General features: G+C 67.4%; 16 protein-coding genes. 8 read left to right on the top strand and 8 right to left on the bottom strand.

The features are described from left to right. Positions 1-66: 66 nt before the first annotated feature. The 8 genes from QM841_RS40430 to QM841_RS40395 form a co-directional block, all read right to left on the bottom strand. Complete coding sequence (locus QM841_RS40430) at positions 67-672, bottom strand: hypothetical protein (RefSeq protein WP_283336411.1); 606 nt, start codon at positions 670-672, stop codon at positions 67-69. Positions 673-699: 27 nt separating this feature from the next. Next, on the bottom strand, positions 700-1,275 hold the full coding sequence (locus tag QM841_RS40425) for a hypothetical protein (protein WP_283336410.1): 576 nt from the start codon (positions 1,273-1,275) through the stop codon (positions 700-702). 19 nt (positions 1,276-1,294) lie between these two features. Next, positions 1,295-2,887, bottom strand: a complete 1,593-nt coding sequence (locus QM841_RS40420; RefSeq protein WP_283336409.1) for a peptidoglycan DD-metalloendopeptidase family protein — start codon at positions 2,885-2,887, stop codon at positions 1,295-1,297. Beyond that, positions 2,884-3,708 carry a hypothetical protein gene (locus tag QM841_RS40415; RefSeq protein WP_283336408.1) on the bottom strand — a complete coding sequence of 275 codons (825 nt, stop codon included), beginning with the start codon at positions 3,706-3,708 and terminating at the stop codon, positions 2,884-2,886. The genes QM841_RS40420 and QM841_RS40415 overlap by 4 nt, the downstream gene beginning before the upstream one ends. After that, entirely contained in the window at positions 3,705-5,861 is a 2,157-nt protein-coding gene (locus tag QM841_RS40410; protein WP_283336407.1) for a hypothetical protein, read from the bottom strand. The genes QM841_RS40415 and QM841_RS40410 overlap by 4 nt, the downstream gene beginning before the upstream one ends. Positions 5,862-5,885: 24 nt before the next feature. Further along, positions 5,886-8,996 (bottom strand): ATP-binding protein, encoded by a 3,111-nt coding sequence (locus QM841_RS40405; protein ID WP_283336406.1) that lies wholly within the window; start codon positions 8,994-8,996, stop codon positions 5,886-5,888. Between the two features lie 3 nt (positions 8,997-8,999). After that, complete coding sequence (locus QM841_RS40400) at positions 9,000-9,422, bottom strand: hypothetical protein (protein WP_283336404.1); 423 nt, start codon at positions 9,420-9,422, stop codon at positions 9,000-9,002. A 151-nt stretch (positions 9,423-9,573) separates the two neighbouring features. Next, on the bottom strand, positions 9,574-9,861 hold the full coding sequence (locus QM841_RS40395) for a hypothetical protein (protein WP_061045636.1): 288 nt from the start codon (positions 9,859-9,861) through the stop codon (positions 9,574-9,576). 599 nt (positions 9,862-10,460) lie between these two features. On the opposite strand from QM841_RS40395, the gene QM841_RS40390 reads away from it, so the two are divergent. The 8 genes from QM841_RS40390 to QM841_RS40355 form a co-directional block, all read left to right on the top strand. Then, positions 10,461-11,129 (top strand): hypothetical protein, encoded by a 669-nt coding sequence (locus QM841_RS40390; RefSeq protein ID WP_283336403.1) that lies wholly within the window; start codon positions 10,461-10,463, stop codon positions 11,127-11,129. After that, positions 11,126-12,871, top strand: a complete 1,746-nt coding sequence (locus tag QM841_RS40385; protein ID WP_283336402.1) for an FtsK/SpoIIIE domain-containing protein — start codon at positions 11,126-11,128, stop codon at positions 12,869-12,871. Before QM841_RS40390 ends, QM841_RS40385 begins: the two co-directional genes overlap by 4 nt. Positions 12,872-12,929: 58 nt before the next feature. Continuing rightward, positions 12,930-13,286, top strand: a complete 357-nt coding sequence (locus QM841_RS40380) for a hypothetical protein (protein WP_283336401.1) — start codon at positions 12,930-12,932, stop codon at positions 13,284-13,286. Then, positions 13,286-14,683, top strand: a complete 1,398-nt coding sequence (locus QM841_RS40375; RefSeq protein WP_283336400.1) for a nucleotide-binding protein — start codon at positions 13,286-13,288, stop codon at positions 14,681-14,683. The genes QM841_RS40380 and QM841_RS40375 overlap by 1 nt, the downstream gene beginning before the upstream one ends. A gap of 108 nt (positions 14,684-14,791) precedes the next feature. Then, positions 14,792-16,015 carry an insoluble domain protein gene (locus QM841_RS40370; RefSeq protein ID WP_283336399.1) on the top strand — a complete coding sequence of 408 codons (1,224 nt, stop codon included), beginning with the start codon at positions 14,792-14,794 and terminating at the stop codon, positions 16,013-16,015. Between the two features lie 24 nt (positions 16,016-16,039). Then, positions 16,040-16,744 (top strand): DUF8176 domain-containing protein, encoded by a 705-nt coding sequence (locus QM841_RS40365; protein WP_283336398.1) that lies wholly within the window; start codon positions 16,040-16,042, stop codon positions 16,742-16,744. Positions 16,745-17,147: 403 nt separating this feature from the next. Continuing rightward, the gene (locus tag QM841_RS40360) at positions 17,148-18,362 is read left to right on the top strand and encodes a DUF2637 domain-containing protein (RefSeq protein ID WP_283336397.1); all 1,215 of its coding nucleotides are present in this window, start codon (positions 17,148-17,150) and stop codon (positions 18,360-18,362) included. Positions 18,363-19,451: 1,089 nt separating this feature from the next. Continuing rightward, positions 19,452-21,125: cutinase family protein (locus tag QM841_RS40355; protein WP_502943329.1), on the top strand; the 1,674-nt coding region annotated here is incomplete at its 3' end.

The following is a 21,125-nucleotide window of genomic DNA, read 5'->3' as shown; positions in this document are numbered from 1 at the left end:
AGATGGACACATCTCGTTGCTGTCCCGCGTGTACGGCCTCCCAACAGAATCCTCCTTGGCGCGCTTCTAACCGAGTTGTTCGTAGGCTGCACGTGCGTAGGGGAGTGCCTCGGTGTACGTGTTGCGAACAGTGTCCTCGGTACGGAAATCAGGCAGGTTAGCGTCGTAGGCTTCGCGGTCTTCGAAGTACACACGGCCACCCAAGTGGTCGGACAGTTGAATCGCCACGGCGTAGTCGACCGGATCGTCGTTCTTTGCGGCATTCTCCGGGCTTTCCGCACCGGCATAGAAGTTCTCGATTGCGTCAGTGACGGCTCCGTCGTCGAGGGCAGGTCGGTTGTCCCACATCTGGCTCCAACCGAAGAGGTTCCGCCCTCCCGATCCGGAATGGTGAACTCGCCAGAATCCTTCAGCCCGCGAGGCGACGAGCGCCGCAATGATGGCGTTATCAGACGCCTTCCTCTGGTTGCCGAGATCGATGATGCGGGTGACGGTTTCCTTCTGCGCTCCGTCGGCGGTGTCGTCGACGAAGGGATCGAGAACCTGGGTAGTGGCGTCGCTCGTGGGTGCTGGTTGTGATGCGGTGTCGTCGTCGGAGTTGTTGCCGCACCCCGCGATCACCACGGTGGCGAGCACCATGACCGTCAGAGCTGTGGTGATGCGGTAGTTCAAGGTTCCCCCTCGTTCGTTCGGTTGTGTTCAGTAGGTGAGGCTATCGATCAACCATCGGCCGTCCGCTTCGGTGAGGGTGAGCCAGACGGTGGTGTCGGGTTCGACGGGGCGGATGGTGTCGCCGGTGAGCGCGGTTTGGGTGATCGTGGCGACCCGGTGTGCGGTGGTGTCGGTGTCGGGTGGGCAGCCGGAGCAACCGATGGCAACGTCGGCAATGACTCGGGCGTTGTCGTTGACCCATTGCTGCCATTGCAGGCTGGGTCCGCGCTCGTTTCGCACATCGGAGGTCAGGCGTGCAGCCAGGTCCGGTGTGAACCATTGTGTCGCGCGACGGAATCCGCTGGTAGGGCTTTCGTCGGTGGCGGGGGCCCAGGCGAATGCGACGGTCACGGCTTGGCGGGCCACTTCTTCCGGCGATGTCGGTTTCGGTCGCTGAGGTGCGCTGGTGCCCGCTTCCGGTGCGGGTGTCGGTGCGGGTGTCGGTGCGGTTGTGGTGCTCTGCGGTGTCGCGGTTCCTGAGGGGTTGGCGTTGTCCTGGCACGAGTAGAGCAGTGCCGCGGTCGCGGCGATGATCACTGCGAGCAGGATCAGGGATTTTCGCATCGTTCCTCTCCTTCTGGGGTCACATACGGCGGGCGCGCATGCCTGCCATTACCGGTGCCTGTTTGACGACGTCACCGGCGGTGGGTGCGTGGACCATCTGACCGTTCCCGGCGTAAATGCCAACGTGGCCGGGGCCGCCGGCCTCCCAGGATCCGAAAACGAGGTCGCCGGGCTTGGCCTCGGACAGGGGGATTTCGGTGCCGACCGTCCACTGCTGTTCGGAGGTGCGGGGAAGGACGGTCTTGCCGCCGGTGGCCCGGGTGTAGGCGTACTGGGTCAGTCCCGAGCAGTCGAACCCGCCCCCGGACGGGCCACCCGCGCCGCCGCCGCCCCACACGTACGGGGTGCCGAAATACTGGCTGGCCGCCTCGACGACATTGCTGCCGCCAGCGGTGGGGGAGGGAACGAACTCCCCGCGGCCTCCGGGCTGCTCGAACTCGGGAATGTAGGAGAGTACTTTCTGCACGTAGGGTCGGGTTTCGCTGGAATAGTCACCACCGGAGGGCATCCCACCGGCCTGCTTGATGGCCCCCTCACCGGCGTTGTAGCTGGCGATGTAGAGCGAAAGCGGATCGCCCTTCACGGAGCCGTCGGCGATCCAGCTGTCGACCGATCGCGCGATCTCGCAGAAGTATCTGCCCTGAGCCATCACGGCGTCTCCGACATCGCTTTGGGAGATCCGGCCGTTGCCGTCGTCGTCGCGGCCGTAGACGGCCCAGGTGCCATCCATGAACTGCGTATAGCCTCTTGCGCCTGCGGGGCTGGTGACAGCCCGGAAGCCGCTTTCGGCTTTGGTGTCCGCGGCCAGCAGCGCCGGGCTGATCTGCGGGCACAGCGATCCGCCCTTGCGGAACCATTCTTCGAATGCCGGTGGGACACTGCCGGGCTTGAGATCACCGCCGCCCGCGGTGCCGAAGCCCTTGCCGCAGTCGACCGGGGTGGAAGCGGCCATGAGATCGATATTCGATCCCGGTGCACTCGCGTCCTGTCCGGATGGTGCAGGGGCGCCGCCCAGCTTGGTGGTCGGGTCGATCGCGGTGCCACCCTGCAGGCGGCCGCCGTCCCAGTACTCGAAGTGCAGGTGCGGACCGGTGGATCCGCCGGCGTTGCCGATCTCGGCGATGTGGTCACCGGCCTTGACGGTCTGCCCGGGTTTGACATGGATGCCGTTGGCGTACATATGCCCATAGACGGTGGAGACCGGGCGGCCGTCGACGACGGAGTCGATGATGATCCAGTTCTCGAAACCGACACCGGGTCCCTCCCCACTCGAGCCGGCGGCGGCAATGAGGCCGTCGAGGGCGGCGTAGATCGGGGTGCCGACCGGACCGGCGAAATCGACACCGTTGTGCATCGCTCCCCAGCGGGGTCCGAAACCGGAGGTGAACGTGGTGGTTCCCGGTGCGGTGGGTTGCTGGATCGGCCCGGACGGGGTCAGCGCCGCCGCTGGCCGATCACCGGGTGTGCTTTCTGCGCGCGTGCCCCCGGAATCGGAGTGGACGGGCCGGCAAGGTTTGGGCAGGTCGATGATCGCCCCGCCGGTGCAGGCGCTGGCCAGCCCGATAGTGAATGACGCGCCAAGCACAGCCGCAGTCAGACGTGGAGCGGTCATGCGATCGGGCCTGGCAAAGGTGTGTCGAGTTCGGGGATCGGGATGGTGCCGGGAACCGGGACGGGGATGCGGGCGGGGCTGGTGGCCTGCTGGGCGGGCGGAGCAGGCTCCGAAGACGACGGGGACTCGGGAATGCGCTGCGGGCTCGGTGCTGTGCCCGGGGACGGCGTGGTGGTCGGCGTCGTGGTGGTGGTTGTCGTGGTGGGCGCTGTGGTGCGCCCGGCGGTGGGAGTGGCCGCGGCCACGTCGTCGAGGTCGAGAGTGGGGAGGGGGGAGGCGACCTGCCAGCCGTCGTCGGTGTCGGTGACCGCGACGGTCATGGTCCCGGCGCTGGTATCGATCTCCACGATCGTTCCGGTGGTGCCGGTGCCTGGCAGCGTGCGGGTCGGCCCGAGAATCGACACCGGTGCGGTGGGCCGGGCCGCCGCGAGGGTGTCGTTGACGCGCTCGGGGCGGGTGACCCGGCTGAGCGCGACCGCCCACTGAGTTGGCGATGCGGTGGTGTCGACGAACGCGTGCGCGTAATACATCGCCGCTGTCGCGGGGCTACGACCGATCGAACTGGCCGACATTGTCGCCACCGCGGTTTCGGTGACTTCTTCGGCTGCCGCAGGCGTCGAGGTCACTGATGTGTTACTGGTGTCTGCGTCGTGGGCGCGCACGTCGCTTCCGCTGTTCTCTGCCCCGGTGACCGCGGTGACAATCAGGCGGGCGATGTAGAGGACCGCGACCATGATCGCGAGCCCGCTGGCGAGCCGACCGGGACTGCGCAGGACCCAGCTACGGATCGCGGTGGTGATCGGGTTGGCACCTGTTCTCACCAGTTCACTCCCAGGTCCCGATTCGGCCGGTCGAGCACTCCCGTCGACTGAGCCGACGCGGTGTCCTCACTCAATCCCGCCCGGGGCAGATCACTGCTGACGGTCCTCGCCGACGAGGCCGGTGCGGGGCGGGTGATCGACACCCACGGACGCGGCGGCTTTCCGGACGCGTCGGGTTCCTCACTCGGCCGGTAGATGGTGGTCGGTGCGATGACCGCGTCCGGCCCGCCGTCCCACCGGTACGCGTCCTGATGAGGAACGAAGACCTCACTGTCACCGGTGTCGAGGGACTCGAAACCGTCAGTGAAACCCGTTTCAGGGGTGTGTTTGCGCAGATCCGCGAGCCCGGTGCGCCGAGTGCCGTCGGCCGGGCCGGCAGTGAGGTTGACACCGGGGAGTCGGGTGCCGGACTCGGGCCCCTCCGGGGACGCTTTGCGCAGGTCCGCCAACACTCCGCCCGCGCCGCCGCGTAGGGCGGCCAGCTGTGCTTGACGGGCCCGGCCGCGGTAGTCGTCGATGCGTGCGGCCGACAGCGCGCGACCTTCCTGCCGGATGATCGGAGGCTTGCTGCCGCCGATCATGTCGGACCACTGACGACCGGCCCCGTCGGCGGAGCGGTTAATGCCGCCGCGGGCGAGTTCGAGGCTCTTCTCGGCCAGCCCCATGGCGGGATTGGTGACCATCGAGCTGGCGGTGAGCAGTTTCTGCTTCCAGGAACCGTGCTTGTGCCGGTCCATCGCACCGCCGATCATGCCGCGATGCGACTGGGTGATGGTTTGTGAAAGCCTCTTGAACGGGCGCAACAACATCCAGAAGACGATGGTGAGGATGACCAGGAACCACAGCCGCCAGGTCCCGTCGACCGCATCATTGCGGTACAGCTTGATCAAGATCAGCAGGTAGACCGACATCAGCACCGCGGCACCGACCGCCCACAGGTAGATCCCACCGAGGATGCGCCCGACACGGAGCAGGATCGATCCGGAGACGATGGCGAGCGGAACCCACACGGGCGCGGTGATGATCGCCAGCCGGACCGCCAGCAGCGCCGAGAGTTTCAGCACCGAGGAACCGATCCACAAAATGGAGGGCATCGACGTCTTGACCATCGACAGGAACCCGGTCGTGACCCGACTCGAGTCTTTGCCCTGAAAGGTGTAGAACGAGAGCCCCTTACTCTCCAACGGCTCGACGACCTCCCGCCGGAACTTCTCGGCCTTGGCCTCGTCGATCTCCTTCTGTGCGGCGTTGTCGGCCTGGATCCGGGCCTGCTCGTCATACGTGTAAGCGATCGACTCCCGCAACTTCGGCCACAGATCGTCGAGCGTCGTGTCGTTCGCGTTGGTGCCGAAATACCCTCGCTGCACGTCCGGGATGATGATCCGGTCGGTGATCACCAACCGCGGGTCATCGGTCATGCCCGCGGAGTTGAAGATCTCGCCCTGGGTCTCGGTGATCAGCGCGCTGAACGTGTCGTCGGAGATCTGGATCGCCTTCGCCGGGGCACCGACCATCAACCCGCCGATCGCCAGCGCGCCGGCACCGATCGCGAGCTGCCGGAACACCGCCGGGGCATCTGATCGCAGACCGCGGTAGAGGATGATTAGCCCGGCCACCCCCACCCCCAGCCCCAGCCACGGCCCGTAGACGGTCGGCCGCAGCGAGTCGGAGACCGCGAGCACGATCTCGTCGAACTGCGCGATCGCCCCCTGGCGGCCGGTCTCGCGGCCCTCGGCGGGGATGTTGGCCTGCTCGTCGAGCCAGAACGCCGCGGCCGCGAACGATTGTCCGATTGTGAGGAAGGTGTTTCCGACGTCGGTCTTGTTGCGCACCAGCGATACCCCGGTGATGTCCTCGCCGCAGCCGAGGTCGTAGATGTGCCACGTCAGACCGGCCCAGCCGTGGCCGCCGTACCCGGTGCCGGAGAGCTGGGATTCCGCGGGCTTGTCCACCGACCCGGAGTCGAAGAACGCCGGCGCCGCCGAGTTCGGGGACTGCGGTGCCGGCACATCCTTGCAGTTGAAGCCCGCGGCGTGGGCGCTGGTCTGCCCGCACAGGGCACTGAGTCCGACCAGCATCATGACCGCGCACAGTTGGGTGATCCGCTGCAGCAGGTGTGCGGGCGAGCTGGTGGTGCGGGCGGTGGCGGGCATCGAGAATGTCCTTCCCAAAGGGGGTCAGGCGGCGGTGGCCCGGGAGTTCAGTGCTTGCGCGACGTGGGCGATGTGGGTGAAGTTCGTCCAGTTCGCGCGCACCAGTTCGATGTCGCCGCCGAGGCGGACGACGTAGGTGCGGGCTTCGTCGGCGCCGGTCTTCGCGGCGCGCTGTTTGCGGGCCTTGTTCGCGCGCGGGTCATAGGTGTCGTTGCGGCCCCCGCCGAGCTGGTTGGCCAGGATCGTCTCGTACCCCTCACCCTCTTCGAGGCCGAGGAGTGTGAGTGCGTCGGAGATCGCCCGTTCGGAGGAGCCGAGTCGGCCGATGATGATCTCGTCGGTCAGCTGCGACTGGTCCTGGTCATCCGCGCCGTCCGCCAATCCGAGGAAATCGCCCGCGAGCTGGCTGCACACCAGTGCGCGGGTGCGGAACTTGCGGGTGTCGCGGCCGAGCCGGACGTAGAGGGTGCGGCCGGCCCCGGACTGCTTGAGGTACTTGTTCTCGTCCAGGAACAGCAGTTTCGGAAGCGCGCGCGGCTTGTCGTAGACCAACCGGGTCGCCAACCATGCCGCCAGGTGGATCAGCGGCCCGGCCAGGCGTTGGCTGTCGGTGGCCGCACTGCCCTCGGCCTTGTCGTCGATCTGCAGGCCGGGCATGGTCAGGATCGTCAGTCGCTCGTCGAGGACCGAGTCGAACAGTTCGGCGGCGGCATCGTCGCCGGCCGTGGCCGACGGGAACAGCACCCGGGCATCGCGCAGCTGCGACATCGTGCGCAGCATCGGCCCGATCCGGCCCGCGGCGGTGCGCAGTCCTTCGCCGATGACGGGGGTGTTCTCGGAGCTGTTGGTCTGGCCGTTGGTCGTGCCGTGGGCGGCCCCGTGGCCGTTGGTGTAGACCATGCCGGCGGCGATGTGGTCGATCGCGTCGAGGACCTTGCCAAGATGGTTGGTCGGCTGGCCCCCGACCATCGCCGCCGCCATCCGGACCACGCTCTTGGCAGCTCGGTCGCTGCGGTCGTCCGTGTCGAGCATCGAGATCAGCACCCAGGACGCGAGCTGGACTCGTTCGGCATGGGCGGCACCGCGATCGTCCTCGTAGGCCGCTGCTGCGGCGGCGGCCGGGTCGGATTCGTGCGCGTACTCGGGATGGGTGGGGCGGTAGATCTCGTCGGCCGGGTCGGGCTCGGACACGACCCGGTAGACGTTGAGGACGCCGGGCTTGGCGCCGCGGCCGGTCAGCTCGTAGACGCGGGTGAACGGCTTGAGTTCGGGCAGATCGGCGAGCGCTCGCAGCGGCCCGGACGGATCCAGGATCACCCCGTGCGCGCCCAGGCGCAGCGCCTGATAGGTGATCATCCCGGCCAGATGGGTTTTGCCGGCGCCCTGGACGCCGACCAGCGGGGTCAGGCCGCCCTTGTCGAAGAAGTCGTGGGCGGCGAACAGGTTCCAGGCGACCGGGCGGACCGAGATCGACGAGGTTTCGCCGAGGATGATGCCTTCCTCGTCCCCGATCCGGTCGGCCGCCGCCCCCATCCCCGCCGACATGGCGAGGACACTCATCCTGCGCTTGTGGGCGGTGTTGGCCAGCTTTTCACCGGGCATGAATTCTTTGAGCAGGTGGTACTGGCCGTTCTCGACTTCGAGTTCGACATCCGGCGCGTACTGCTGCTGCAGCTTCGAGACACGGTCCCGCACCTGCTGCGGGGAGGAACCGGACACAGCGATCCGCCACCACCCCGACCCCCGAGTGGCCAGTGCCCCACCGTTCGACATCTCCGTCCGCAGCCGCCGGGACAACCCGTGCTGCGCCGCCAACTCATCGGGTGGCGTTTCGTCGTGCTCGACGGTGTAGTGCCGGTACTGCGACTCGATCGCGTTGCGCTGCTTCTGGATCTCGCCGAGGGTTTCTTCCGGGGTGTGCAGGGTGATCCGCTCGGACCACTCCAACGGCAGCCCGAGCTGGTCACCGAGCAGCTGCCACGGCATCTTCTGCTCGGGGATGGCCAGCGGTGCCATCCGCCCCACCGTCAGCACCGTCACGTACGACCGATAAGTGCGGCCGGCGATGGTGCCCTCGACGACGGTGTGTCCGGCGCCGGGCGTGTAATGCATTTCCGTCAGGCTGCTCAGCGACAACAGATCGGACAGGCCCCACCCCGACGGTGCGTTCGCGGCCGCCGGTTCGGTCAACGGCATCCCCACCGCGGCCGAGCGGCGCAGCAGATAGTCCACCTGACCGCTGTCGGCAGGCAGGGCTTCGACACCAGGGGAGAGCATCACGCGCTCGATCTCGGCGATGTGTTCGGCCGCCGCGTCCTGCTCCGCGATCAGGACCTGCTCGGACCACTTCGACAACCGCGGCCCCACACCCTTCACCCCGGACCACATGTCGGCCACCGCGACGACCGCCTGCGCGGTCATCGACCGCCGGGGCAGTTCGACGCCCCAGTAACGGCGCTTGCGGGTAGGGGCGGAGTCCAGCAGCGCGACTTGCTGACCGACGAGGTAGTCGTCCCACGCGAGGGCACCGGGAACGTCGGGGAGGCGGTCCTCGGCGAGCAGCGCGTGTGCACGGCCCCATTCCTTGACCGGCCAGGGCTCGCGCACAGTGCGCCGATGGATACCGGACACCCCTTTGCCGCGCAGTTCCGCCAGCACCAACGCTTCGTTCCGGATGAACCGCGACTGATCAGCAATCGCCCGCATGCTCCACGTGCCGGGCGATTGCACGAACCACAACGTGGCAGTGTCGTCGGTGATGGTGACGTTTCCCAGCACCGCCCGCAGACGCCACTTGGACTGCTTCCGCAACCGCGCCCTGCCCCCGCGCTCAGCGGCCGCACTGGTCGAGTGCCCCTGCGGGGCTGGCCGGGACTTCTTCCCGCCCCGCTTGCTGCCTTTGCGGTGGGCGGGTTCGGTGGGAGCTTCGGCGGGATATTCGGGGTTGGTGACCGGGGAGGGGTCGGTGAGCACAGCATCACCCAAGCTTGCTTGTGGCGCGGCGGTGTGCGGATCGGCGGTCTGCAGCCCGGCTTGGCGCGCCGCGCGCAGCCACGACTCGGGCAGCACCGGCGGCAGTGCCCCGGGGGGTGGGACGAGGTCGGCCGGGTCGAACCGGTTACCGGGATAGCTCATGACCTACCTGCTCGTAGTCGAAGAAGTCGTGTGACCGCCGGCAGCGGGGGCGAGGCGAACGCGCGCAATCTGATCGGGGATCGACACCGTCCGCGGCGCGTTCCGGACTTTCCTGTTGCGGCCGGCCGCGGGGCGTGGGGAGGTGAGGTCGTTGATCGCGGACTGGGCCAGCGACCGGATGGTGCGTTCATGACCGAGCCCGTCGACGATCCGTTTCGTCCCGAGATAGGTCAACCCCAGCACTACGGTGACGGACCAGCCGCTCCACGGCACCGACAGCACTCCCATGACGAGGATGTACGACAGCGCCAACAACACCGCACCGATACCCACTGCCTGCCATCTGACTGGTCTCGGGAACGCCCGTCCCGGAGGACCTAGCCAGTGCTGATCCACCCGGTACAGGTCGTCATCGGTCTCGATCACCGCACGCCCCTCACCGGCGCTCACTGATGGCGCGACCGATTGCGAACACGATGGCGGCGGCGATGACCACGCCGAAGATGATCGTCATGGCAGACATGGGATGAGGTCCTCTCGAAAAGGGTGAGTCCGAATGGGCTGTGTCCGCTACCGGTCACACGCCGGGGACGATCAGCCGGATGAGTCCGGTGCCGACATTCATCGCCGCGTCGGGGTTCGCCGACAACCCGAACCAGCCCAACGCGATCAGGGACAGACTGGCGATGGTGATGACGGCAGACCAGGACGAGCGAATCGCCTTCGCCAGAAGCACAATCGCTCCGACGCCGAGGATCGGAGGGACTACCTGCTCGCGGAGGAAATCTCCCACCCCGCTGGTCTCGATCCCCTCCTGTGCCAGGAACGTCAGCTGCGACGCAGCCTCGAAAGACTCATGAAGCATGCTCTCTCCCAAAAGATTCGCGGGCAACACCGAACGGTGACGTCAGAACATTGGCACAGGGCAGCTTCGGCACACGAAGACCCCCGCACGCGCTCGGGCGTGTCGCTGCGGGGTCCACTGAGGGTGGGACTGGTTGGCGGTGGGTCCACGAGGACGGGTCGTATCGCGGCGGGGCACTGAGGGTGGGGACCGGTCGCTGCGGGGACGGGTGCTGCCCTCCGGGCACGCTCTCTTCGGACAACCCTCGCGAAGAACGTGATTGGCCCCATGTGGGGCATATGTCGACGATTGGGGGATCGGTGACGCCTGCGCCCCCACTCCCTTCGGGAGACGCCTCCCCCCTACGGGGGGAGGCGAAGTTGAGAATAGCGCCCCGGACCGGTTTCAGCGAACAGTGGTTCAAACACCACTTGGCAGAGAGGTTTTGGAGATACCGGCGGAGTTCGCCTCACAGCGGCCTGGGACGCACTCGCATGGTTGGCGGACGAGGCGACACGCCCGAACGCGTGCGGGGGTCCTTGGTGAATCCGCCGGCGAGCAGATTCACTGTGTGCGCATCATCCGCGATGCAGATGACCGACCGAGAAGGGGTTTCCGCGATGCCGTCGAATGACCCCGTGGGCGAGTTCTTCCGGGATGTGTTCGGTCCTTCCGGTACCTCGTCGGCCGCCGGCGGACGCAGGCGGTCCGAGCAGTCGGGGGAGGAAGAGGCAGCGCGGTTCACCCCGTGGGTGCTCGTCGTCCTGGCCGTCACCATCGCCGTGTGGTGGGCGCCGACCCTGCTGGAGTCCGCTCAGATCACCGAGCTGTGGCCGCGTTCGCCGCTCTGGGCGCAGTGGCTCATCGACTTTCGGCCCAGGCTCGTCGTCGCCGGGGCCCTCGTCGGTCTCCTGGACTTGAGCCGGTTCCTGCGGCATCGGCAGCGGCGAATCCTGTCCGCGGTGGTGCGACAGACCACCGGCCACATCCCCGTGCGGATCAGGCTCAGTGTGCGTACCGGGTGGCACAGCACCGCGTGGGCGGCAATCCGCCTGCCGCAGGGAGCGGTCGTCGATGCGAACCGTCAGGAGCGTCTGAATTCGGCAGTCAATGCGTTGATCGTCGGATCGCCGCTGTGGCACCGCGTGCGCGCCGCGTTACCGGCCCTCGCCCCCACCCGCCCCCTGCGATTTCTGCCGCGGAGGACGCCGGTCCAGATCCACAGCGTCCCGGCGGGCGAACCGGGACCCGACAGCCTTGCACCCTCGACGCCGAAGGCGGAGCAATGAGCCGATTCCTCGGACCCACGGTCACCGACTGGAAGTACGTCACCGCCTTCCGTGCCGACAGGAGCACCATCACGATCGTCCGCCGACCGGTGCTCCCGGACACCCGCAGCGCACGTCACAGCATGCTCGCCGAGCTGTTCTCCGACGGCAAGGCCCTGCAAGACGTGACCGTCTCGGTCGACTCCTACGCCTACGACGGAACCGAAGCCTCCTACCGCATCCACTACAAGCCCACGCTGGCCACGGGCATGGAAGTCAACCGGCACAAGCTCACCGAGGCTCTGCTCGCCGCCCTCGGCACCCACGAATCAGGGCAGCTGTGGCGAGTGGACTGGGCCCCGGAGAAGCCCATCATCACCCTCTCGCTCCGAAAGCCGCTCGCGACAATGGTGATGCATTCGCTGAAAATCCCGGCCGCCGACCTTCCCGTTCCACAACTCGACGAACGCGGAATCGCGCGACGCCAGCAGATGCCCTGGCCAGGAAGCGACCCCAGCGCGCCCGGGCAACGCCTGCATGTCCCGTACGCGTCCTGCGAAACCGATGCCGGCGTCGTCGACGCCTACTGGAACATCTCCGACGATTCCTCGGCACCGCACATGCTGGTCGTCGGACCGACCGGCGGCGGCAAAACGGTTCTGCTGACCACCGTGATCACCGAACTCACACTCCGCGGAGTCCCGGTGATCGGTGTCGACCCCAAACGCATCGAACTGCACCAATTCCTCGGCTACCCCGGGGTCCCCGCGATTGTTTTCGAACCCCTGCGGGCCGCCGAGTTCATCTACGCGCTGTGGCGCGAAATGCACGCACGGACCAAGTACATGCAAACCCAGCGTCTGAAGGCACGCAACATGCCGCTACTAGTGGCGGTGCTCGACGAGTTCTTCATCCTCTCCGCGGCCTGGACACAGCTGGCCAAGTCCGGCACCGACGAGGAGAAGGAAGTCATCAAACGCTGCAACCCACTCGGGCGAATCGGCGAACTCGTCGCCCTGGCCCGCTCGGCAGGCATTCGCCTCGCCGTGGGAGTTCAACGCCCCGATGCGCACCTGTTCGGACGGGACTCCGGCAGTGTCCGCGACAACTTCCAGACCCGAGCAGCGCTCGCACGGTTGAGCAGTGACGGCGCCTACATGATGTGGGGTGAGACCACTGTCGGCCGCGACATCGACGCCAAGATCCGCGGCCGCGCCACGGTCAGTGACCCCTCCGGTGACCCCGCCCTCGCACAGGTGTGGTTCACCCCCACCATCGACGACCACCCCGCCGCCCGCAGCGACCTGTCCGCCGAGGAAGCACACGCCGTCGACAGCCTGCGCCCGACAAGGGATACCCCGGTGTACTGCTTCTCGGCCGAGCTGGCGCAGTTCATCGCCGACGAACAGCACCTGATCACCACGATGGCCGATGACGTCCGCGAGCCCGTCGCAGTCTCCGGGTCGTCGGTGACATCCCTGATCGACCACATCTCCGATGCGATCCCGGCTGGTGCCCTCGAGGAAGGCATGAACATCGTCCTCGGCCTCGACGACGAACCGGACCGCACCGGCACCGTCCTGACCGTCGAGACCATCCGCAAGATTGCCCGCGACAGCGACGGCACGGTCACCGAGGAGGGTCTGGTGCGGGTGGAGGTGTCAGTGGAATCCACCGGCCGCCGGCCCGAGGTCCTGATCCTCGAATACAGCGGACTCGACACCGTCTTCCTCGCCGCGGTCGACCTCGCTGCCGCCGTCTGACCCCTGATGTCCCGGCTCTATCCGCTCCACCACTGAAAACACGAGAGAGAGGCCACCGATGGCAGTCCGGCAGATCGAACGCGCAGTAATCCTCGAACCCGAGGACATCGAGGCCATGCACCGCCCATTCGTCAACAAGGGCAACTCCGACCCCGTCGTTCGCGCGTTCCGAGAAGCGCTGCGGGCCTCCACACCCGGGTGGCTGGCCGCCCTGGACACCGAAAGCAAGACCGTCTCCCGCAGCCGTCTCGACGAGCTCCTCAGCGCGATCGGTCATCGGCGCGACCTCGTGGGGGCGCTCCCCGACGGCGAGGTCAAGACCGAGGCACTCGATCAGCTCACCAGCCTCGACGAGCTGATCACCGAAATGCTCGCCCAGCTCGACGGCACCACCTCGGGCGCCGGGAGTCTGTGATGTCCGCCCCGCAGATGACCGTCGCCATCGACGGCGGAGGACGTCACGCTACGGCGTATGTGCCGTCGCAGGCCGCGACGCTCGACCTGCGAGGCGACACCGAGCAAGACCTGATGACCGCCGTGTTCGCGCAGGCCCACGCCGAAGCCCGAAGCAGCGGCCAGACGATCACCGTCGCGGTCAGCGGCGGCGCCGACACCGCGCCGATGCGGCTTGAGGTCGACCCCGACCAGACCATCCGCCCCGCCCCGGAGCAGGCACCGCCGCAGGAATCTGTGTCGCCCATCCGGGAACGGCCCCAGCGCCGCCCGGCGGGCGGCACTCCCGTCGTGCGGATCCAGGACGAAGGCAATGAGCCCACGGTTGCTGTGCGGCGGCCGGCGACCGATCCGACACGCGCGCGGGCAGCTGTATCCGCCGAGCGCGAAGGCGGACACGACCGCACACCACCCGCCCGGCCGCGGCGGCCGGTGTCGGGGCTGGCCGCCCCCGAGATCGTTCCCGGGGCCGGTGAGCCTGCCCGCCTGGGGGTGCGAGGTCGACTCAACGCCATGCTCGGGTTGAGTCTCGCCCCGAAAGCGCAGTCGCCGGAGATGCGGCTGCGGGCCGCCGAGTCGGTGATCACCCGGGGGCTGCCCGATTTCTCGGTGATCACCGTCGCCAACCCGAAAGGTGGGGTCGGCAAGACCCCGTTCGCCGTGGCTCTCACCCAGACCTTGGCCGACCTGCGCGGCGCCAGCACCGTGGTGTGCGCGGATTTCGGTGAGGTCGGCGGCAGTCTCGCCAACCGGGTCGCCGTCCGTCCGTCGCCGGGCAACGACGTCCCCGCCTTGCTGGCAGCACATCCCGACCCTGATGTCGCCATCCGACCCTCAGCGCTCTCGCAGCACCTGACCCGTCAACCGTCGGGTGAGGACATCATCGCGGGACGCCGCGGCGACACGACATCGGTTCTAGGCGAAGACCATGCGGCGCATCTGGCCGCGATCGTGGCCCAGCACCGCGACATCCTCGTCGCCGACACCGGCAACAACCCCCTCGCGGGAACCTGGAAGTGGGCAGTGAGGGCAGCGGACGTCGTCGTTATCCCCGTTCCCTTGCGCTGGGACGCCGCCGACGCCGCAGAAGAAATGATCACGGAATTGGCGTCGACCACCACCGATGTTCTCCAGCGCACGATCGTTGTCATCACCGCCGGCCCCGGGGACGCCCCGATGGTCGAACAGGACACCGTCGAAGCCCTCCGGGACCTGGGAGTACCCCTCGTGGCGCGCATGCCGTTCGAGCCGCTGTTCGCCTCCGGGGAACGCCTTGCACTCTCCCGGCTCCAACCCCACACCCGAGCAGCGCTGACCCGACTAGCCGAAGAAGTTGTCAAGACAATCACCGGCCCCTGACTCAGCCATCACCCACCGACCGAACAGATCTCACGCCACCCTCGACGGGCACATCCACCTTCGATTCGCGTCTGACCACCCTTCTGGCCACCTCACGAAAGGCACACAATGAGCAACGCCACCGCCGGCAACCGCGCCGCCCGCCGCGCCCGAGGCCCGCACCGCCGACAGAGCGCCACACAGGCAGCCACCGCGCTGGCAGCCATCACCGCCGCCCTGGCCTCCGGAATCGCCCTGTGCCCGCCCGCGTTCGCCGACCCGATCCAGGACGGCGTCACCGGCGACAGCACCCAGGAAGGTGTCACCGGCGCGGACACCCCCAGCGCAACCACCGCCCCCACACCAGCACCCGAGACCGCCTACGTGCCCGAAACCCCCACGGAACCGGTGTACTGGGTCGAGCCGCCCGCCGAGTACCAGAACATCGAGTACCAACCGCTCCCGAACTACGACTACGACACCAATGCCTATGTCGAGCCGGAGAACTACTCGATCGAGCCGGTGCAGCTCGACCAGCTGCACCTGCCCACGCCGGTGGAACCGACCGCCCCGTTCATCGCCCCACGCGACACCCTTCGCATCGGCGAAATCCATCTCAAACAGCCGAACTGGATCAGCGACGGCGACCGGGACCGCACCAACAACACCCTCTCCGTGGTCCAGGCCGGGGTTTCGACAGGTTGGCGCTCGATCGGTGTGGAAACGTCTCGGGCCGACCGAATCGCCGCCGCACAGGTCGGTGCCGGTGCCGCCGGGGCAGCGCTCGGCGCAGTCACCGCAGGCGGGGCGGCAGCCACCGCGGGCGCACTGGTCGGTGGCACCATCGGCGGCCTCACCGGAATGACCGCAGGCAACGTCTTCCTTCCCGGACTCGGGTGGGTACCCGCCGGGATCGTCGGCACCGCCGCGGGTGCCGGCCTCGGTGCCGCGGTGGGTATCCCCGTCGCTGCGGCCGGAGCGGTCGTCGGCGGCGCGGCCGCCGTCGCAGCGGTGACCCCGATCGCTGCCGGCGACAAGGGAGAACCGCGCGAGATCGAGGTCCCGGACATCGACTCCGAGGCCGTGACCGCCCAGACCGAGACCGTGCTCACCGACTGGGAGAACTCCGGCCCCGTGGGGCAGGCGGCCGCCGACGCCGTACAGGACACGGTCGAAGCTGCGCCCGCGATCGACCAGCAGGCCCGCGACTTCGTCGCTTCCCAGCCCGGCGGCGAACAGATCATCGATCAGGTCGACACCACCCTGAACTCGTTCTTCACCGACGCCACCGCCGGCCTGGCCGGAAACCTGCTCTCGAACGCCATCGGCGGCGGCATTCCGACCGCCAACTGACACCGAAGAAGGCGGGTGCACACCATGAAAAAGCCGACCCTGAGCCGAAAGCCGTCGCGGCATCCCGCCGTGATCGACCTTCTCGACGGCTCACCCACCGCCGACCACCCGCCGGGCGCCCGCACCACGGCGCCCGGCGGCCCGGCCACACCACCGCCCCCACCCCGGTCACCTCTACCGCCGGCTCGCCCCGGCCGCGGGCCGGGAAAGAAAACGATTGCCGCCGTCGCAGCGGTCGCCGTGGCCGCCGGAATGGCCATCAGCCACCTCCGCAGCGGAGACAGTGAAACCGCGTCTACCGCGGCCACAACCAGCGCCACCGCACCAGCTGACGCGAACGGGCTGCCCATCCTCAACCTGCCCGACCCCGAACAGGTCGAACAGACATCCGCGTCGGACGGGGAATGCCGGGCCGACCGCGGTGACCAGAAGAGCGGCGCGGGCGTGATCGCAGCGTTCAACCACGCCTACTACAGCCTGCGCAACGGTGAAACCGCCCGAGCGCTCGCAACACCGAGCTCATCAGTGCTCCCTGGACCGGAACTGCAGAAGGTCATCGACGCGGTCCCGATCGGCACCAACTATTGCCTCCGCACCGTCGAACTGTCCCACGGGGTCTACCTCGTCGATCTGTCCGTGATGCAGCCCGCCCAGCCGATCAAACGCGGCACCCAGACCGTCACCACCCACAAGATCGACGGGCGCTGGTACGTCGATGTCTTCACCTGAGTCCCTAGCTCCGAGGTGGAGTGCTAGCCAACGGACCCGAGCGAACCAGGACGTATTCCGCGTAGAGCACGCGAATCATCAGCACAGCAGCGATTGCGTCGTGGCGCAGGAGTTCCGCACACGATGTGCTCGGCGCAGCGCTGACGAGCGGCGGGCCATCGTGCGCCAGAACGTCGTCGCCCCGCCCTCCGACGCACTCGACCTCGGACGGGGCCGTTGCTGGTAAATGGGCGAGCAATGCCAGCAGCGATAGCACGCGTTGAAGTGGTGCGCGGCGGACAGTGCAACACCGCAAACACCCTCCGCAACACCGCAACGACCGTCCGCAATGCCACACAGGAAACCCACCGGCAGCAACCAGCGGGGCTAATCGAGTGGGACCCCGTGGAAGGAGACCCCGAGCATGACCGACCTCAATATCCGAGCAGCACGAATCCAACTTCACGCCCTGATCGCGGCCCTCATCGTTGCGATCGCCATTGCGATCGGCATCACCACAGGCGCCTTTGTACTGTCCTTCGCCGTGCAACGTGACCTGGCGTTGCAGGCGGGTATCCCGCAATACCTCACCTGGATCTTCCCGGCCATCGTCGACGGCGCAATCCTCGGCGCAACGATCGCGGTCGTTGCATTGAGTAAAATCGGCGGCAGCGCAACGGGAAAACGGTTCTTCCTCTGGCTCGCCGTAGTCGTGGTCTTCATCAGCGTCTTCGGCAACGCCTACCACGCACACCGCTCCGGGCAAGCCGCCGCGACCACCATTGCAGCCGGCATCGACCTCGGTTACGCCCCGCTGTCGCCGACCGGCGCCTCGCTCATTGCAATCATTCCGCCGTTGCTGGTGTTGGCCTTCACCCACGGTGTCGGCATCCTCATCAAGGCCATCGGCACCGCCCACACCGAGTGCACCGCGGTCGTGCGCGACGCCCGACACCGTAAACAGCAGCGGTCCGACGAGGACACCGCGACCGACTACCGAATTCCGGCCCCAGGGCCGGTGTCGTCGGTCGATCGCAACGCCGGACGCATTGCGCCGTCCGTTGACCCGACCGTTGCACCCATCGTCTTCGCTGCGTCGGCATCCGATTCATCCGTTCTCGACGACCGTACGGAGACCACGACTCCGGAACCGGAGGGTCGTCTTGCTGTTGCGGACGCCCCACAACCGACCACTGCGAAGCCTGGTGAACTCACCGATGTTAGAGCCCACGCCAAGGAACACGCGGAGCACCTTGCACGCAATGCAACGGACAGTGGCAATGCCCACGCGCCAGAAATCGGCAATCCGCCGAAGGGTTCGCAGGAGCGGTTCGTAATGCCGGATAAGGCCCAGACCATCGACAACCTCCTCGCCTTCATCGATACCTGCGCCGACTTCGAACCGGTAGTCAAGGAGACGGCCCGGCTGCGTATAACTGAGCAGCGCAGCTACGCCGAGATCGCCACGCTCACCAAAGCCAAGGCCGCGAGCACGGCAATGCGCCGCTTCGACAAGGTCGCGCAACGCGCCGTGGAGGCCGGTTTCCGGAGGCCTCCGTTGCCCGAGCATGAGGACATTGCCGAGGAACGCAATGCGGCAACGCTTGACCATCAGTACACCTTGGTGGGGGCACGGTGATGACCTGCCTCTGGTAAGTGCGGTGAGGACCAGTTCCTGCGCTGCAGCCTGAGTGCGAGAAGGCCGATCAATAGGCGACAGAAGAATTCCGCCGGCACCGGTGAACAGCGATCCGCAACACGTCCAGGAACTTTTGCCTAACGCGGGACGATGTTGCAGACCGGTCGGCTGAGGTCGTACGAAAGGCCCGAGAGTGCAACGCAACGTCGGTGACGAGGCCGACGCCGCAATGCCGGATCTCGTTGCCGACGGGCACCGGCGTTGCGGTGCGGCGCAGGCAACGTCTCAGCGTGTGGGAGGCCGTTGCAGGCAGGGGATGGGTCCGATTGCACGCAAGCCCCTGTCTGACCGCAGGTTTCGCCGGAGGGTGCAACAGGGCGGCAGCTTGCATTCCGACGTTGCCGAGTGGACGCAACGCCGCGCTGCATACGGCCCGTCAGGGTGGTGTCGATGCCGTCGCCGCGCTGATCGGCCGTTTCCCGCTCAACTGTGAGCGGGCTCGCGAAAACCCGGCATCTGAACGGCCCGGCCAGACAGAAACTCGACCAGGCCCGCGTAGGAGTCCTCGAAGCGGACAGGCCTTCGGCCGGACGGGTAGCGGGGAGAAGGCCGCGGCCTGAGTCAAAGGTGATGTGGCCGTGCACAACGGTCCGAGGTCGGGCATGACTACCGCGTTCCAGTTCGCGAACTCCGACACAATGTTCAGGACGAGGGCCGACGAACTTGGCAGCCTCCTAACGACACCAGTGCCCGCGTCGTTGCGGTGCTGGGGGCCGCACACCACCACCTCGACTACCCCGCAATGGCTTCGACCGAGCACAGCTGTAGATCAGCCGATCTCTGGGCCGGCGTCGACCAGATGGCCGGGCGCCTGAGGTTTCGTCGACTTCCACTTGTTGGATGTGGGCGCCCAACCGCCGTACGTCAGAACGTCGGCGCTCCACCGACACGCCCGACCGCGTGCGGGGGTCGTTGCTGGTAAACGGACTGCGACCGAGACTGACAGCCGGAAGGCACAGGCTGCAGCGCGATAGGAGTCCGCACATGGCATGGTTAGCGAGACGTGGGCTCGCGGCGGTCACCACCACTATGCTGTGCGGGACTGCGCTGCTCACCGGGCCCGTGATCGCCCATGCCAACCCTGCGAACTGTGCGTCGACCTTCAACTTGTTTATCCCCGGCACGTGGGAGACCAACGAGAACGCCGACCCGAACCAGCCCGTAGGCATGCTCGCCCCGGTCGCGGCGGCAATCGAGGCACAGAATGGTGCTCGCGCGCAGATTTACTCGCTGCCGTATATGGCGTCCGCGTTCGACAATGGCCACACCTACGCCGACAGCAAGACCGACGCGGTCAGCAAGGCCACCGCGGTGCTGAAGAACTACGCTGACAAATGCCGGGGCGCGAAGATCACGATCACCGGCTACTCCCAGGGTGCGGACGCTGCAGGCGATCTCGCGTCGGCGATCGGAAACGATCAAGGGCCGGTCGATGCGGACCAGGTCCTCGGTGTGGCGCTGCTCGCCGATCCCGGTGCCGGCACGAAGGGCGCCGCGACGGTCGGGCCGAAGACCTCCGGGGAGGGGATCGCCGGTCCCCGGTCGCAGGGCATGGGCACGCTGTCGGGGCGGGTCGCCTCGATCTGCGATCCGAAAGACCTGTACTGCTCGATCCGCAAGGGCGCCAACCCGTTCCTCGGATCTCTCGGGTCGATCCTGTCGAAGACCCCCGGCAACACCGGTGCCGGTGCCGGCGCCGGTGGAGGTAACGCGGCGGTCGCGACCGCGCTGACCTCGGATTTCACCGGCGCCGACCTGCCCGGTCTCGGATCGAATGTCGACGCGCTCGGAAAGCAACTGTCCGGCACCGACACCGGCGGCTCGATCGATGTGAACCAGATCGCCGACACCGCGACCTCGCTGTCCAAGACGCTCAGCCCACTGGTCGACCTGTTGCAGTCCGGGGCCGCGAACACCGCCGCCACCGCGGGCCTGGCCGCAGCCCCAGTGGGCACACCGGAAAACGCGGCCGCACAAGTCCTCACCACAGCCAGCCAAGCGAACCTGGCCGGTGCACTCGACTCGGTGGCCACGATCGCGAACACCGCAGCCAAACTCTCTAATAACGGCGACACCACACTGCCCGCCACCGCTCCCGAGATCTCTCAACTCGCGGGCACCGCCGCATCACTTGGTAGCCAAATCGCACCCGTCGCCGCCACCCCGGCAGATGCCCTCTCCTCCGCGTCGAGCGTGCTGTCGGTCCTCAAACAGAAAGTCGTCGTCGACCAGGCCCTGAACGTCGTCACCGGCGTCACTGCCCTGGATATACCAGCGATCCTGCACAACCTGATCGTGCTCCCGCAGAAGATCGCGGCCGGCGATGTCCGCGCCGCCCGCGATACCGCCCGAGAGCTGAACGTGCAGTTCGAGCCGCTGGTGAAGATGGTCGCCGGTGTCGACCTCAAGTGGATCTCCCAGATCCTCGCGATCATCCCGGACCCGTCCGGATACACCCAGATCGCGGCGCTGGTCACCAGCATCCTCGGCAACGTCGACGTGATCAAGCTGGCCAACATCGCCGGTCAAGCCCAGGAAATTGCGTGGGCCGCCGCGGACAAGCTTTTTCCCCCGCCCGGGGCACAACCCGACCCGGTCGGTGCTGCGGCACAGACGGCAGCGTTGCTCCCACTCGGACTCGACCTCGGCTCGGTGGCCGCGAACATGCTCACCGGCACAGCCGGCAAGACCGACCCCGCGCTG

It is taken from the genome of Rhodococcus sp. IEGM 1307, assembly GCF_030056915.1.
GTDB lineage: Bacteria > Actinomycetota > Actinomycetes > Mycobacteriales > Mycobacteriaceae > Rhodococcus_F > Rhodococcus_F opacus_D.
This window is presented reverse-complemented; position numbering and strand designations above follow the sequence as displayed.

Bases quoted from the DNA above. Each gene is read 5' to 3' on its own strand.
- QM841_RS40360 (WP_283336397.1), top strand. From the start codon at position 17,148: ATGACCGACCTCAATATCCGAGCAGCACGAATCCAACTTCACGCCCTG.
- QM841_RS40395 (WP_061045636.1), bottom strand. From the start codon at position 9,861: ATGCTTCATGAGTCTTTCGAGGCTGCGTCGCAGCTGACGTTCCTGGCA.
- QM841_RS40380 (WP_283336401.1), top strand. From the start codon at position 12,930: ATGGCAGTCCGGCAGATCGAACGCGCAGTAATCCTCGAACCCGAGGAC.
- QM841_RS40405 (WP_283336406.1), bottom strand. From the start codon at position 8,996: ATGAGCTATCCCGGTAACCGGTTCGACCCGGCCGACCTCGTCCCACCC.
- QM841_RS40410 (WP_283336407.1), bottom strand. From the start codon at position 5,861: ATGCCCGCCACCGCCCGCACCACCAGCTCGCCCGCACACCTGCTGCAG.
- QM841_RS40365 (WP_283336398.1), top strand. From the start codon at position 16,040: ATGAAAAAGCCGACCCTGAGCCGAAAGCCGTCGCGGCATCCCGCCGTG.
- QM841_RS40385 (WP_283336402.1), top strand. From the start codon at position 11,126: ATGAGCCGATTCCTCGGACCCACGGTCACCGACTGGAAGTACGTCACC.
- QM841_RS40420 (WP_283336409.1), bottom strand. From the start codon at position 2,887: ATGACCGCTCCACGTCTGACTGCGGCTGTGCTTGGCGCGTCATTCACT.
- QM841_RS40425 (WP_283336410.1), bottom strand. From the start codon at position 1,275: ATGCGAAAATCCCTGATCCTGCTCGCAGTGATCATCGCCGCGACCGCG.
- QM841_RS40390 (WP_283336403.1), top strand. From the start codon at position 10,461: ATGCCGTCGAATGACCCCGTGGGCGAGTTCTTCCGGGATGTGTTCGGT.
- QM841_RS40375 (WP_283336400.1), top strand. From the start codon at position 13,286: ATGTCCGCCCCGCAGATGACCGTCGCCATCGACGGCGGAGGACGTCAC.
- QM841_RS40370 (WP_283336399.1), top strand. From the start codon at position 14,792: ATGAGCAACGCCACCGCCGGCAACCGCGCCGCCCGCCGCGCCCGAGGC.